This window comes from Tepidibacter mesophilus, assembly GCF_002724055.1.
Taxonomy (GTDB): domain Bacteria; phylum Bacillota; class Clostridia; order Peptostreptococcales; family Peptostreptococcaceae; genus Tepidibacter_A; species Tepidibacter_A mesophilus.
Genome location: NZ_BDQY01000016.1, coordinates 11646 through 27564, shown reverse-complemented (window position 1 = coordinate 27564; position 15919 = coordinate 11646). Strand labels below are relative to the sequence as shown.

The following is a 15919-nucleotide window of genomic DNA, read 5'->3' as shown; positions in this document are numbered from 1 at the left end:
ATATTGCTTATATAAAAGTTTTAGCAATATAAGTATTTTTTTTATGTTTTCTGAAAAAATCTAAAATTTCAAAATCGAACGAAATATAGAATATCCATTATTTTATATCGTATTATTATGTACTTTTTGGACAAAAAATGCTATAGTATTTAAGTGAAAGTGATACACTAATATGTACATGAGGTGAAATTATGAATTTGAAATCTATAATACTGGCTGCTGGTAAGGGAACTAGAATGAAATCTAAACTTCCTAAAGTACTGCACAAAGTATGTGGAACTGAAATGGTAAATCATGTTGTGAATATAGCTATGAAGGCAGGATGCATCGAAAATGTAGTAATTCTTGGACATGAAGCCCAAATGGTTAAAGATAACTTAAAAAATAACGTAAAAACTGCTATACAAGAGCAGCAGCTAGGAACAGGACATGCTGTTATGATGGCTAAAGATCATATAAAAGAAGACGATAAAATAGTAGTCTTATGTGGAGATACACCTCTTATAAAAGAGTCTACTCTACAAAAGCTATTCGATTATCACAAAGAAAATAAATGCGTTGCAACTGTTTTAACTACGAAAGTGGACAATCCTACAGGATATGGAAGAATAATAAGAGATTCTAATAAAGATGTTTTAAAGATAGTTGAACAAAAGGATGCAACAAAAGAAGAAGCAAAAGTTAATGAAATAAATTCTGGAATATACTGTTTCAATGGAAAAGATCTTAAAATGAGCTTATCTAAGATATCTAATAATAACAATCAAGGTGAATACTACCTTACAGATGTTATAGAAATATTAAAGAATGAAGGCTTTAAAGTAGGAGCTTATGAAGGATCAACTATAGAAGAACTAATGGGTGTAAACTCAAGAGTAGACCTTCAAAGAGCAGAGAGAATACTAAGAAATAGAATTAATCAATATCATATGGAAAATGGAGTTACTATAATAGATACTAACAATACATATATAGAATGCGATGTTAAAATAGGAATGGATACTACAATATATCCTGGAAGTATAATAAAAGGAAATACGACAATAGGAGAAGATTGTATAATAGGAACTAATTGTGTAATCGAAAATTCTTCAATAAATAACAAAGTAGAAATTCAATCATCTACTATAATTGACAGCGCTATTGGAAATAATACAACAGTTGGACCATATGCATACTTAAGACCTAATAGCTCAATAGGTGAGAATGTAAAAATAGGAGACTTTGTAGAAGTTAAGAATTCTACAATAGGAGATAACTCAAAGGCATCTCATTTAGCGTACATAGGAGATGCAAGTGTTGGTAAAAACGTTAACATAGGATGTGGAGTAGTTTTTGTAAACTATGATGGAAAAAACAAGTTCAAATCTGTTGTTGAAGATAATGCATTTATAGGATCAAACTGCAATATAGTAGCACCTGTTACAGTCAAAGAAGAAGGATATGTAGCTACAGGATCTACTATAACAGATGATGTGCCAAAGGGCGCTTTATCAATAGCAAGAGCAAGACAAGTGAACAAAGAAGGTTGGGTAGATAAAAAAGGCATATTAAAAAAATAATTATATACAAAATTCTTCTGGGAGGTTATTCATATATGAATACTAGTGGTAGTGAAATTAAAATTATTACAGGAAACTCTAACCCTGAACTTGCACAAAAAATAGCTGAGCATCTAAGTGCAGACATAGCAAAAACTGATGTATCAACATTTAGTGATGGAGAAATATCTGTTAACATTCAAGAAACAGTAAGAGGAACAGATGTATTTGTTATTCAATCAACTAATAGTCCAGTAAATAATAATTTAATGGAATTATTAATTATTATCGATGGGCTAAAAAGAGCATCAGCAGGTAGAATTACAGCTGTAATACCGTATTATGGATATGCTAGACAAGACAGAAAAGCAAAATCTAGAGATCCAATAACAGCGAAATTAGTTGCAAACTTAATAACAGCTGCGGGAGCAGATAGAGTACTTACTATGGACTTACATGCTGCTCAAATACAAGGATATTTCGATATACCAGTAGATCATTTACTTGGAGTACCAATACTTGCTAAATATTTTAAAGAAAAACAATTAAAAGATTTAGTAATTGTATCACCAGACCTTGGAAGTGTTACAAGAGCGAGAAACTTTGCTAATCAATTAGATGCACCAATAGCTATAATCGATAAGAGAAGACCAAAAGCAAATGTATCTGAGGTTATGAATATAATAGGAGATATAAAAGACAAAAATGTTATATTAGTAGATGATATGATAGATACTGCAGGTACAATAACTAATGGAGCTGATGCTTTAAAGAAATTTGGAGCAAAAGAAGTATACGCTTGTTGTACTCATCCTGTTTTATCAGGACCTGCAATAGAGAGAATACAAAATTCTGTTATAAAAGAGCTTATAGTTCTTGATACTATAAACTTACCAGAGGATAAAATAATAGACAAAATAAAGGTACAATCTGTTGCACCTATATTTGCAAGTGCTATAAACAAGATATTCTCTAATGAATCTGTGAGTTGTTTATTTAAATAAAAAAATTCGTCTAGTCGCTACGCGCTGACTCATGTCGCCAACGATCCCTAACGGGCTCCGTTGCTCAAAATAGTTGCAAGCGTGGTTCCACAGATTTAAAATTATATAGTTTTTTATGTGTAAAAAAATGGCTATTTAGCCATTTTTTTTACTTTATAGGGAATTATATTTATAAAAAACAGAAAAAAATGTCGAAAATATGGAAAAATCATAAATATATGCTAATATATATAATAAAAACAATACAATAAAAAAGGAGAATTGAGGCATGAAATTGGGGATAAAAAATAAAATGATAATGATGTTTATACTTCTTATAAGCATTCCTTTAATAGTCGTTGGGGTAGGTACTTATAAACAAAGTATAAGTATAATAAACGGAGATTTAAAAGAGCTAGCTTCTAGTACTATGGATGGAATCGAGATATCTATAGAAAATTATTTAAATGGGTATAATGAAAATTTAAATATGATTTCAAATAATATAGATGTAAAATCAATAGTAGAACATCCAGAATATGAACAATTTATGATGCATATATTCAAAGATTTTATAGATTCTCATAAAGATTCTATATCCATATACTTAGGTCTTGAAGATAAAAGTATGTATACATATCCTGAAGCTGAATATGAAGAAGGATTTGACCCAAAGCAAAGACCTTGGTACAAAAATGCAGTTGAAAAAAATGGCGTATCGTGGACTGAACCGTATATAGATGTACATACTAATAAATTAGTAGTAACGGCATCTGCACCTGTATATGATAATAACAATAATTTTATAGGGGTTGTAGGTATAGATATAGATCTTAAAACACTGTCAGATAATATGAATAGGATGACTATAGGTAGTAATGGATATCCTATGCTTATATCATCTAATAAGTTAATGATGAGCCACAAAAACCCTGAAAAAATAGGTAAGGGAGTAGATTCTCAAGATATAGTTAAAGCACTTGATGAAAATAAAACTAGTGTAGCATATAAATATGAACAAAATGGGAAAATGGTATCAAAGCATGCACATTTCAAGAGTATGAAATCAACTGGATGGACAATAATAGGAAGTATATATACTGATGAAATATACAGTAGAGCTAATGATATGTTAAAAATATCTTTAACGATTGGTCTATTATTCTTGTTAGTAGCTATATTTATAGGTTACATATTCTCTAATTTCATAACAAAACAAATAAAACATATAATAGAGTATAATCAATATATAAAATCTGGAGATTTAACAGTACAGTCCAAAGTTAAAACTGGAGACGAATTTGAAGAAGTCTCTAATATATTCAACGATACGGTACATACATTAAAAGGTTTGATAACGAATATAAGTGATGTAACTATTAATGTAAGAACTTCATCAGAAAATTTAGCTGCAATAGCACAAGAAACTAGCGCAACGTCAGAACAGGTTGGAGCTAATATTGAAGAAATAGCGAGTGGTGCTATATCTCAAGCTGAAGAAGCTGAAAGAGGATATGGATTAGTAGAAAATCTTGCAAGTAAGTTCGATGAATTAAATCAAAATACTAACGAGATGTTTAAATCAGCTGAAAATGTGGCTAATTCAAATGTTGCTGGATTTGAAGCAGTTGAAGAATTAATTCAAAAGACTAATAAAAACTCAGATGCTACTCTTAAAGTAGAAGAAGCTATAGTGGAGTTTAATAAAAAATCTCAGGATATAGAAAATATATTAAATACTATAACAACTATAGCAGAGCAAACCAACTTATTAGCACTTAATGCATCTATAGAGGCTGCAAGAGCTGGAGAACACGGCAAAGGATTTGCAGTTGTAGCAGATGAAATAAGAAAGCTTGCAGAGGGTTCAAGAGTTGCAACAGATAATATAAAGAATATAATAGATAATATAAGAAAAGATAGTGATAATGCTGTAATTATTATGAATGAAGTAAAAGAAATATCCAAAGAACAAGTGGATTCTGTTAACAAAGTTAATGATTCATTTGATGTTATATCAAAATCTGTTGGAGATATAACTTATAAAATATCTTCTATAAGTGATTTTATACATAATATAAATAAAGAAAAAGATCTTATAGTAGAGTCAATACAAAACATAGCAGCAGTATCAGAAGAAAGTGCATCATCATCTGAGGAGGTAAATGCTTCTATGCAACAACAATCAGCAGCAGTTGAAGAAGTAGCAAAGCTTGCGGATGATCTTAATGGGCTTGCTATGAAGCTTACAGATGAAATAAAGGTATTTAAGATATAATTGTTATAAAACTAAAAAGATAGTGCTTAAACCCAAAATGACACTCATTGAAATAACGCTACTTAGTCAACATTTTAATAAAACTATAGATTATGCTTTATAAAATATCCTAAAACTTCTTAAACTCCCTTTGGTCAAACAAAGAAGTTTCTTACCGGATATTTTAACAGCACAATCTAAGTTTTATAGTAAAATGCTAACCAAAAGTAGCTAACATTTCAATGAGCGTCATTTTTAATTATAGGGTAAATTATATAATTTTTAAGTTATTCATATCATCTTTCTGCCCTTAGATTATTTTTCAACGGGTAATTTTTTTATATGAAAGCTAAAAGTTCTAAAATCCCATCCTATGTAAGGTTGGAGATAAGAACTTAATGGTTTCTGCATGTAAGTATTGCTTTATAATGAGGTAGGATTGATTTTATGTTATAGAAATTAACATAAAAAAACTGTCTATAAAAATGTTAGTGAATGCTTTTAGATATTTTGACTAATATAACTTAGTTTTTGCCGTTTAATAATACGTTAAGAAATTTGCGTGTCTGACTGAAGGGAGTTCGTAAATTTTAGAATTATTAATAAGTCGAAAGCTTAGTTGTATTCAAAATATTGTTGCGTTCATGGTATTTTTATAGACAGTTTTGATAATCCACATAATTTGAGATTTTTAAATAAAGACTTTTTAAACTCATATAAATATTTCTAGATATGATATAATAATATAGTTACCAAAAATGCAAAAACAGGAGGATTTTAAATGTATGTAGTTGTAGGACTGGGGAATCCAGGTAAACAATATGATAATACAAGACATAATGTTGGATTTGATGTTATAGATATCTTAGCAAAGGACAATAATATACAAGTTAACAAAATAAAGCATAAAGCTATTATAGGAGAAGGAAGAATAGGAACTGAGAAGGTAATACTTGTAAAACCACAGACCTATATGAATTTAAGTGGGCAAAGTTTACTTGATATATATAGCTTCTATAAACTAGAGCCAGAAAATATAATAGTTATATATGATGATATAGATCTTGATGTGGGTAAGATTAGAATAAGAAAAAAAGGAAGTGCTGGTACTCACAATGGAATGAGATCTATAATATATAATCTTAAATTTGATGATTTTAAAAGAATAAGAGTAGGTGTATCAAGACCTCAAAATGGTCAAGACCTAGCTTCATTTGTGCTGTCTAAATTTAAAAAAGAAGAGATAGACTCTTTAAATGAAAGCCTACAAAGATCAGCTTACGCTGTTGAAGCTATAATAAAAGAGGGAATTGATGTATCTATGAATAAATATAATGGTTAATTAGAGGTGATAAATATGAACAATATCTTCACATATCCATTGAATAATTCTTTGGCATTTAATACCTTATTAGAAATGATAAATAATAATAAATCTCCTCTTTTGATAAATGGGCTAATACCTTCTCAAAGAACTCATATGAGCTACAGTATTATAAATAAATTAAATAGACAGGCTATAATAATAACTCATAGTGATCTGGAAGCTAAAAGAATATATGAAGATTTGAGTTTTTATTTAGGAGATAAAGCTGTATATTTACCATTTGAAGAAATATTATTTTATTTCTTAGATGCAAAAGATAGACATGAAGAATCAAAGAGAATGAAGGTTTTATTGAGGCTTGTAAAAGAAGAAAACATAGTAATAGTATGCTCAATAGAAGCAGTACTTAAAAAATACATACCAAAGAATGTATTTAAGCAGAATATATTGAAATACACTATGGATGATACTATAAACATAGATCAACTCTCATCAAGGCTTGTAGGACTTGGGTATGAAAGAGTTAATAAGGTTGAGGGAGTAGGACAGTTTAGTATAAGGGGTGGAATAATAGACATATATTGTGCTAACACAGACTACCCTTTGAGAATAGAATTATTCGATGAAGAAATAGATTCTATAAGAATGTTTGATATAATATCTCAAAAATCAATAGAGAAGATAACAGAGTTTGAAATAATTCCATCAAGAGAAATTCTATATCCAGACAATATAGATAAAACTATAGAAAACCTTCAAAATGAAATAAAAGATGATACTAGTGATGATGTACACTCTAATATATTAAAGATAAAAGAACTTATATATTTTGAAGGACTTGAAAATTATATAGATTATATGTATGAAGATGAAGATAAAACTATATTTTCTTATTTAAAGAAAGATGCTTTAGTAATATTCAATGAACCTGAAAGAATAAAAGAAAAATCTCAAAATTATTATGAAGAATTTAAATCGAATTTTAATGTAAACCTAGAAAGACATACCGTTTTATTATCACAAATAAATTTAGTAAATACATTTGAAGAATTAGATTATTTTATTAAAGATAGGTTCATAATACAAAATAGTGTGCTATCAAAGCAAGTAGATGAATTTAAGCCAAATAGTATTATCAATTTTAATTCAAGAGAAATAACAGTGTTTAATTCAAAAATGGACTTATTTATAGATGAAATAAACAATTTAAAAAAACAAGGTTACAAGATATTGATAGTACCTGGATCTTTAGAAAAATCTAAAAAAATATACAATGATTTATTGGACTTAGATGTTGAAGTTATATTTTCAAAAGAAAAAGAGGCTCAAATTGAAAATTCTCAAATAATAATAACTCCTGGTAGTATATCGGAGGGGTTCTTATGTAGTGATTTTAAGTATGCTTTAATAACTGATAAAGAGATATTTGGAGTTCACAAAAGAATATCTCAAAAGAAAAAGAAGAAGTTCAAAAGTGGAAAGAAGATAGAAAGCTTCTTAGAACTTAGTGTTGGAGATTATGTAGTACATGAGGGTCATGGAGTAGGAAGGTATGCTGGAATTGAACAATTAAAGGTAGATGGAATCAAAAAGGATTATATAAAAATAATTTATGCAAATTCAGATAGTTTGTTTGTTCCAACGGATCAAATGGATAAAGTCCAAAAATATATAGGACAAAATGTTGAGAATGTAAAGCTTAATAAACTTGGAACCAATGAATGGGCAAAGGCAAAAAATAAGGTTAAAAAATCAATAGAAGATATGACTAAGGATTTAATAGAACTTTATGCAAAAAGGGAAAAGGCAAAAGGTTATGTATATAATGAGGATACCCATTGGCAAAGAGAGTTCGAATCTTTATTCCCATTTGAAGAAACTAGGGATCAGATAAAGGCAATAGAAGATGTTAAATCTGATATGGAATGTGATAAGGTAATGGATAGATTAATATGTGGAGATGTTGGCTACGGTAAAACAGAAGTAGCAATAAGAGCAGTATTTAAAGCTTGCATGGAATCTAAGCAGGTAGCATTCTTGGTGCCAACTACAATATTAGCTCAACAACATTTTAATACATTCCAAAAAAGATTTGAAGATTTCCCTATAAAAGTAGAAGTTTTAAGTAGATTTAAAACTCCAAAGCAGCAAAAACAAATAATAGAGGATATTAAAAAAGGACTTGTAGATGTTTTAATTGGAACTCATAGAATAATATCTAAGGACATTGAATTTAAACAATTAGGACTTGTAGTAATAGATGAAGAGCAAAGATTTGGAGTTAAGCATAAAGAAAAACTTAAAAAGTTAAAATCATCTGTTGATGTATTAACACTTTCTGCAACTCCTATACCTAGAACTCTTCATATGTCACTTAGTGGGATAAGAGATATGTCTTTAATAGAAGAGCCTCCTCAAGAGAGGCATCCTGTACTTACTTACGTTGTTGAATCTAAAGAAAGCATCATAGCAGATGCAATAGAGAGAGAGATATCAAGAGGAGGTCAGGTGTTTTTTGTTTACAATAGAGTAGAGGGAATTGAAAGAATAGCTACACTTATAAAAAAACTTGTACCGTCTGCTAGGGTTGCTCTTGGGCATGGAAAGATGAGCGTTAGAAGCTTAGAAAAGATAATGGTAGAATTTCTTGAAAAAGAATACGATGTATTAGTTTGTACAACGATAATAGAGACTGGAATGGACATTCAAAATGCAAATACAATAATAATATACGATGCAGATAAAATGGGATTATCTCAGCTTTATCAGTTAAGAGGAAGAGTTGGAAGATCATCAAGACAAGGGTATGCTTACTTCATGTATGAAAAAAATAAAATGCTAAGTGAGGTAGCTGAAAAAAGACTTAAAGCTATAAAAGAATTTACTGAATTCGGTTCAGGATTTAAAATAGCAATGAGAGACCTCGAAATAAGAGGAGCTGGAAATATACTAGGATCTCAGCAGCATGGGCATATGGCTGTAATAGGATATGATCTTTACGTCAAAATGTTAAACGAGTCTATAAGAAAAGTAAAAGGCGAAGAAGTAATCGAACAAATAGATACAGAAGTAGATTTAAGTGTAAATGCTTATATACCTGAGGATTATATAGAAGATGAAAGAACTAAGATTGAGATATACAAAAAAATAGCAGCTATAGAAAATAAAAAAGACAAAGAGGATATAGAAGAAGAAATAGAAGATAGATTCTCTGATATACCTACTCCTCTTAGAACATTAATAATGATAGCTTATATTAAAGCACTGGGTAAGCAATTAAAGGTAGAATCTATAAAGCAGATAAAAGATACAGTGTATCTAAAACCGTATTACAAATTTAAACCAAAGGAAAAAAATCATTACAAATTGATTACAGAAATTGCTAACGTTTTAGAAAAGATGATATAATAACCTTGTCAAAAAAAATGAGAGGATGTTTGATATGAAAAAAATAATGGCAGCACTGCTTATGGCTTTAATGGTATTTTCGCTTACAGCATGTAGCTCTAAAGAATCAAAAGATATAGTTGCTAAGGTTAATGACAGAGTAATAACTGTTAGTGAATATGAAAAGACACTAGCTATGTATAAAAAGAATTTTGAGGGTATATATGGACCGGATATATGGACAACAGAAGTTGAAAAGGGAAAGACTGTAATAGAGGTTATAAAGGAACAAGTTCTTAACAATATGGTTAATGATGAGGTAGTTTATCAAGCGGCTCAAAAAGAAAATATAGCTGTAGAAGATAAAGATGTAGATGCTCAGCTTAAACAGTTTAATACTCAACTTGAGGCAAATGCAGACTTTAAGAACTTTTTAAAAGAAAATAATATAGACGATCAATTTTTAAAGAATCAACTTAAAAAAGATATGATAATATCTAAATACAAAGAAAACTATATAGCATCTTTAGAAATAAATGATGAAAAATTAAAAGATTATTATGATAACAATAAAGAAGAATACAAAAAAGAAGAAGTAAAAGCTTCTCACATACTATTTAAAACTGTTGATGACGATATGAAACCAGTATCAGATGAAGACAAAAAAGCAGCAAAGAAAAAAGCAGAAGATATACTAGTAAGAGCAAAGAACGGAGAAGATTTTGCATCTCTTGCTAAAGAATACTCACAGGATACTGTTTCAGGAAGTAACGGTGGAGATCTTGGATATTTTGGAAAAGGTGTTATGGTTCCAGAATTTGAAAAGGTAGCTTTTGAAATGAAGCCTGGAGATATATCTGATCTAGTAGAGAGTCAATTTGGATATCATATAATAAAGGCTATTGATAAGGTGAATGAAATTATACCTTTTGAAGATGTTAAGAATCAAATACAGGTTAATATAGAAACTGATTCATATAAACAAAAGATTGAACAGCTTGAAAAAGGTACTAAAATTGAAAAACATGAAAAAAATATAAAGAATATAAAGGAATAAATTAAAAGAGCTATCATATGATAGCTCTTTTAATTTATAAACGAATTTTGTAAAAAATTACACTAATAAAAAAAGTTGTATAGAGCAAATTATTACAGAGTATAGATTTATTGAAGGGAAGATAAAAATGAGAAAAGTAATAGTTTGCATATTAATTTTTATATCTACCTCGTTAACAATATTTGGTGAGGACAATTATAATCAGCCTCTTATAATAATCAATGAAGATTTAATATATTATGAGAACATTTCTCCCCAGATAAAGGGTGGAACTACCTTTGTTCCGATAAGCATGTTCGCAACATCTATAGATGGGATTATAAAGTGGGATGAAGAAGAAAATACAGCAACTATAATTAAGGAAGATAAAAAAGTAGAAGTAGATTTTGAAAATGAAATAATAATAACTAATGATGGAAATTGTATAATATGTAATATGTACACAGACAATGGATATTTGATGATACCTTTTAAATCTATAGCAAGTTATTTTGGGTATACAGTTTCTTATATAGAAAGTGAGAATATAATAAGAGCTACTGACAATGATGCAGTTATAAGTGATGAAAGTTTAATCCAAAAATTAAAAAATAAAATATTTAAGTGCAGAAATAAGAATAATACTACAGAAGAAAAAATAGTTTATATAACATTTGATGATGGACCATCTTTATATACTCAGGATATACTTCAAAGCCTTAAATTTTACAATTCGAATGCAACTTTTTTTGTATTATCCAGTAGTATACACAAATACCCAGATGAACTAGAAAAGATAGTGGAAGGTGGGCATAGCATAGGACTTCATGGAGTTAGTCATGATGTGAAGCAAATTTATAAGTCACCTGTGAGTTTAGTTACAGAGATGAAAAATGATTCAGAGGTAGTTATGAGTAAAATAGGTTTTACATCAAATCTTATAAGAACCCCGTACGGAAGTTTTCCGTATCTGACTAAAGAATACAGAGATGCTTGTGTAAGTGAAGGATATAAAATATGGGATTGGAATGTAGATAGCAAAGATGCCCTTGGAGCAGATATAAAGCCAAGTATTATAGTTAAAAATGTTATAGAACAGGTTAAAGAACATGAAAAAAATAATGTAGATCCTATAATTCTTATGCATGAGACACTTAATTCATCTATTGCTCTTCCTCAGATACTTAATTATCTAACTAAAAATGGATATAAGGTTATATCAATAGATTATAATGAAAATCCTGTTAACTTTTGGCATGATTCTAGATAATTAAAAAAATTTAACATAGATGGATAAAACTTTGTATATTTTTTTACTTTTGGTAAAAAATATATTTACACATATATTATGGAGGGATGAACATGAGAGCTACAGGAATTGTTAGAAGAATAGATGATTTAGGAAGAGTAGTTATACCAAAAGAGATAAGAAGAACACTTAGAATAAGAGAAGGAGATCCCCTTGAAATATTTACTGCAAAGGATGGAGAAGTAATCCTTAAGAAATACTCTCCTATTGGAGAGTTGAATGAATTTGCACAGGAGTATAGTGAAACATTAGCTGAACATACTGGATTTGGTATTGTTATAACTGATTTAGACAGTGTGATATCAGTGTCAAGATTGTCTAAAAAAGAATATAAAGATAAGGCTATAAGTCAAGAATTAGAAGATTTAATAGAGAGTAGGGCATCAAATCTTGTTAAGGATAATAAGACTGTTCCTTTATTTAAAGGAGACTCTACAGAGTATAATAATCAAATTATAATGCCAATAATAAGTGAAAGTGGAGATGCAGTTGGAGCTGTTATAGTTGCAAATAAAGAAGAAGGCGAAATAAGTGAAAATGATGAAAAATTAATAAAAGTTGCAGCTTCTTTCTTAGGAAAACAAGTTCAGTAATTGAAATATAAAAAGGAGAACCAATAACGGTGGCTCCTTTTATTTTTTATTTACTAAAAAACCATAAAATTTTTAATTTGAAGATAACATTGATTAAAGAGTTAAACTAGCAATTATTTTGAGCAACGAAGCCCGTTAGGACTCGTTGACGACATGAGTCACCGCGTTAGCGAGTAGACGAATTTTTTATCAATTTATCCGTACTTATAGATATAAATCTTAAAATATGATATATTAACATTTAGTTTGGATAGTTGACTTCTTAATGATTGGGGGGAGTAAAATGACAAAGAATTCATTTTTAAAAGGTGCTTTTATATTAGGATTAGCAGGTGTTGTAGCTAATATTTTAGGTGCTATATTTAGAATACCTCTTGGAAGGATAATAGGAGCAGAGGGCTTAGGATATTATCAAGCTGTATTTCCTACATATATAATGTTACTTAATATCTCAGCAGCAGGATTTCCTACTGCAATATCACAACTTGTATCTCAAAAGATAGCGTTAGAAGATTATAAAGGCGCTCATAATATATTCAAAACATCGTTTTTAGTTTTATTTTCAGTTGGTTTTATAAGTTTTTTGATACTGTTTGTTGGTGCTGAATATATTGTAAATAATATACTAAAAAACCCAAAAGCATATTACAGTATGAGAGCAACAGCTCCAGCTTTACTATTAGTACCAATAATGTCTACGTTTAGGGGATATTTTCAGGGAAGACAAGATATGACTCCTACTGCAATATCTCAAATGATGGAACAACTTGGAAGAGTAGCTATAGGTATATGTCTTGCGTTTGTTTTTCTTTCAAAGGGAACTGAACTTGCAGCAGCAGGAGCATCATTTGGAGCTACAACGGGTGCAATACTTGGAACACTGTACATATTGTTTGTTTATATAAGAAGAAAACGTTTAATAAAAGAAGAAATAAGTAATAGTAAAGTATATAATCAAGAAACTAAATCACAAATAGTAAAAAAGCTTCTTTCAATAGCAATACCTATAACTATAGGTGCTGCTATACTTCCTATAATGAATCTGATAGATTCAACTATAGTAATGGGGAGACTTCAGTTTGTAGGTTATTCGTATGAGGAGGCTAATATTTTATATGGACAATTGAATGGTATGGCTGCTTCTCTTATTAACTTTCCATATGCTATAACTACAGCTCTTAGCATGAGCATGGTTCCATCTATATCCTATTTTTACACTATAAAGGATAATATAGGTTTAACTAATAATATAAAGACTGGCGTTAGAGTTGCGCTACTTATTGGACTTCCTGCATCATTTGGACTAGCAGTTCTTTCAACTCCATTTATGCAAATGCTTTATCCAAATGAGCCATCATCAGTGGGACAAATGCTATTATATTTGTCTATGTGTGTGGTTTTACTTGGTCTTATTCAAGCATTTACGGCAGTACTTCAGGGAATTGAAAAAACACATATACCTGTAATTAATTTATCTATAGGTGCTATATTTAAGGTTGTTTTTACATATATATTAATAGCAGTACCAAGTCTTAATGTGAAAGGAGCACCAGTAGCATCCTTAATTGCTTATATAGTAATATTGATACTTAATTATAGATATATCAAAAAACATGTCAAGGTAGAATTTGATATAGTATACTTCATAGTAAAACCTTTAATATCGGCTGCTATAATGGCTATACTTGTAGCTGTTTCTTACAATGGAGTATTACTTTTAGTTGGTAATACAGTAGCTTGCTTAGTATCTGTAATAGTAGGAGGGATTGGATATGGATTGGCTCTTATAAAGACTAATAGCATATCTAAGGAAGAAATACTTATGATGCCAAAAGGAGAAAAATTATATAAGATTGTTAGTAAGATTAGTTAAAAATGGAGGTTTAATATGAGCAAAAATTCCTTTTTAAAAGGAGCTTTTATATTGGCTGTAGCGGGTATAATTGTCAAAATACTTGGAGCATTTTTTAGAATACCTCTTGGAAATATAATAGGATCAGAGGGTATGGGGTACTATCAAAGTGCATATCCTGTATATGTTTTACTTCTTACCATATCATCTGCTGGTTTTCCAGCAGCTATATCAAAGCTTGTATCAGAAAAGATAGCTATCAATGATTATAGAGGAGCACATAGGATATTTAAAGTATCTTTTATAGCCCTTATATTAACGGGTATAGTAACCTTTAGCATACTGTTTCTTGGAGCAGATTATATAGTAGGATATATGAAAAACCCAAAGGCTTATTATTCTATGATGGCTATATCTCCTGCATTATTATTTGTACCTATAATGGCTGGATTTAGAGGTTATTTTCAAGGAAGACAGAATATGACGCCAACTGCTATATCCCAGATAGTTGAACAGTTTTTTAGGGTGGGTCTTGGTCTGTATTTAGCATGGATATTTTTTCCAAAGGGGACTGAGCATGCAGCGGCTGGCGCTTCATTTGGAGCTACATCTGGAGCGGTTGTTGGAAGTTTATTTATGATAGTTATCTACATAATAAATAGCAAGAAGATAAAAAGAGAATTAAAATACAATACTTCAAAAAGAATAGAAAGTACAAAAGAAATAATAAATAAGCTATTAATAATAGCTGTACCTATAACTATAGGAAGTGCTATTATGCCTATTATGAATATGATAGATGCTGCTATGGTTATGAGGAGGCTCCAAGATGGAGGGGCTACATATCTGGAGGCTACCAAGCTTTACGGTCAATTAACAGGAATGGCGGCAACTTTAATCAATCTTCCTCAAGTACTTACTATGGCTTTATCTATGAGTCTTGTACCTGTTATATCTCATTCATTTGCTATAAATGATATGAATAAAGCAAAGACAGATATAAAAGCTGGTGTTAGAGTAGCTCTTTTAATCGGTCTTCCGGCAGGATTTGGGCTTGCATCATTATCAACTCCTATAATGCAAATGCTTTATCCAAAAGAGCCATCTTCAGTTGGGCAAATACTAATGTTTTTATCTATGGGAGTAATATTTTTAAGTTTAATTCAAACTTTAACGGGTATACTTCAAGGTATGGCAAAGGCTTATATTCCAGTTATAAATTTATTTATAGGAGCTATTTTAAAGGTTATCATAAGTTATACGTTAATACCTATACCATGGTTCAATGTTAATGGGGCGGCTATTGGAACTGTAGCTGCATACATAGTAGCGACTATACTTAATTTTTATTATTTGAACAAAAACATAGATATAAAGTTTGGTTTTAAAGATTTTGTATTGAAACCTTTGATATCAGTTATTATAATGAGTATATGTGCTATATTTACATATAATATTTTATATAGGTTCTTTGGGAATTCTATATCATGTCTTGGAGCTATAACTTTATCAGGAATTGTATACGCAGTAATGCTTCTTTTGACAAAGGCGATTAGTAAGCAAGAGATTTTGATGATGCCAAAAGGAAAGTTGATTTATAAGATTCTTCATAAGACTAAATTGATGTAGGATAA

General features: G+C 29.8%; 10 protein-coding genes and 1 pseudogene. All 11 read left to right on the top strand.

Going from position 1 to position 15919, the window contains the following annotated elements; all coding sequences use genetic code 11:
* Positions 1-191: 191 nt before the first annotated feature.
* The 11 genes and pseudogenes from glmU (at position 192) to Tmeso_RS10440 (ending at position 15914) form a co-directional block, all read left to right on the top strand.
* Entirely contained in the window at positions 192-1562 is a 1371-nt protein-coding gene (glmU, locus tag Tmeso_RS10485) for a bifunctional UDP-N-acetylglucosamine diphosphorylase/glucosamine-1-phosphate N-acetyltransferase GlmU (RefSeq protein WP_099190946.1), read from the top strand.
* Positions 1563-1597: 35 nt separating this feature from the next.
* A complete protein-coding gene (locus tag Tmeso_RS10480) occupies positions 1598-2545 on the top strand; it encodes a ribose-phosphate diphosphokinase (RefSeq protein WP_099190944.1) in 948 nt (315 codons plus the stop codon).
* A 268-nt stretch (positions 2546-2813) separates the two neighbouring features.
* Complete coding sequence (locus Tmeso_RS10475; RefSeq protein ID WP_099190942.1) at positions 2814-4802, top strand: methyl-accepting chemotaxis protein; 1989 nt, start codon at positions 2814-2816, stop codon at positions 4800-4802.
* Between the two features lie 760 nt (positions 4803-5562).
* Positions 5563-6123 (top strand): aminoacyl-tRNA hydrolase, encoded by a 561-nt coding sequence (gene pth / locus Tmeso_RS10470; protein ID WP_099190940.1) that lies wholly within the window; start codon positions 5563-5565, stop codon positions 6121-6123.
* Between the two features lie 15 nt (positions 6124-6138).
* Positions 6139-9516 carry a transcription-repair coupling factor gene (gene mfd / locus Tmeso_RS10465; protein ID WP_099190938.1) on the top strand — a complete coding sequence of 1126 codons (3378 nt, stop codon included), beginning with the start codon at positions 6139-6141 and terminating at the stop codon, positions 9514-9516.
* A gap of 19 nt (positions 9517-9535) precedes the next feature.
* Positions 9536-9988: pseudogene (locus tag Tmeso_RS16965) on the top strand (SurA N-terminal domain-containing protein); the annotation flags it as partial.
* Positions 9983-10552: a peptidylprolyl isomerase gene (locus Tmeso_RS16960; RefSeq protein WP_278281446.1), complete on the top strand. Its 570-nt coding sequence runs from the start codon at positions 9983-9985 to the stop codon at positions 10550-10552. The pseudogene Tmeso_RS16965 and the gene Tmeso_RS16960, both read left to right, overlap by 6 nt.
* Positions 10553-10679: 127 nt before the next feature.
* Positions 10680-11801 carry a polysaccharide deacetylase gene (locus Tmeso_RS10455; RefSeq protein ID WP_099190934.1) on the top strand — a complete coding sequence of 374 codons (1122 nt, stop codon included), beginning with the start codon at positions 10680-10682 and terminating at the stop codon, positions 11799-11801.
* Between the two features lie 92 nt (positions 11802-11893).
* Positions 11894-12433: a stage V sporulation protein T gene (gene spoVT / locus Tmeso_RS10450; protein WP_099190932.1), complete on the top strand. Its 540-nt coding sequence runs from the start codon at positions 11894-11896 to the stop codon at positions 12431-12433.
* Between the two features lie 283 nt (positions 12434-12716).
* Positions 12717-14306: a putative polysaccharide biosynthesis protein gene (locus tag Tmeso_RS10445; RefSeq protein WP_187296317.1), complete on the top strand. Its 1590-nt coding sequence runs from the start codon at positions 12717-12719 to the stop codon at positions 14304-14306.
* A gap of 15 nt (positions 14307-14321) precedes the next feature.
* A complete protein-coding gene (locus Tmeso_RS10440) occupies positions 14322-15914 on the top strand; it encodes a putative polysaccharide biosynthesis protein (RefSeq protein WP_099190927.1) in 1593 nt (530 codons plus the stop codon).
* Positions 15915-15919: the final 5 nt, after the last annotated feature.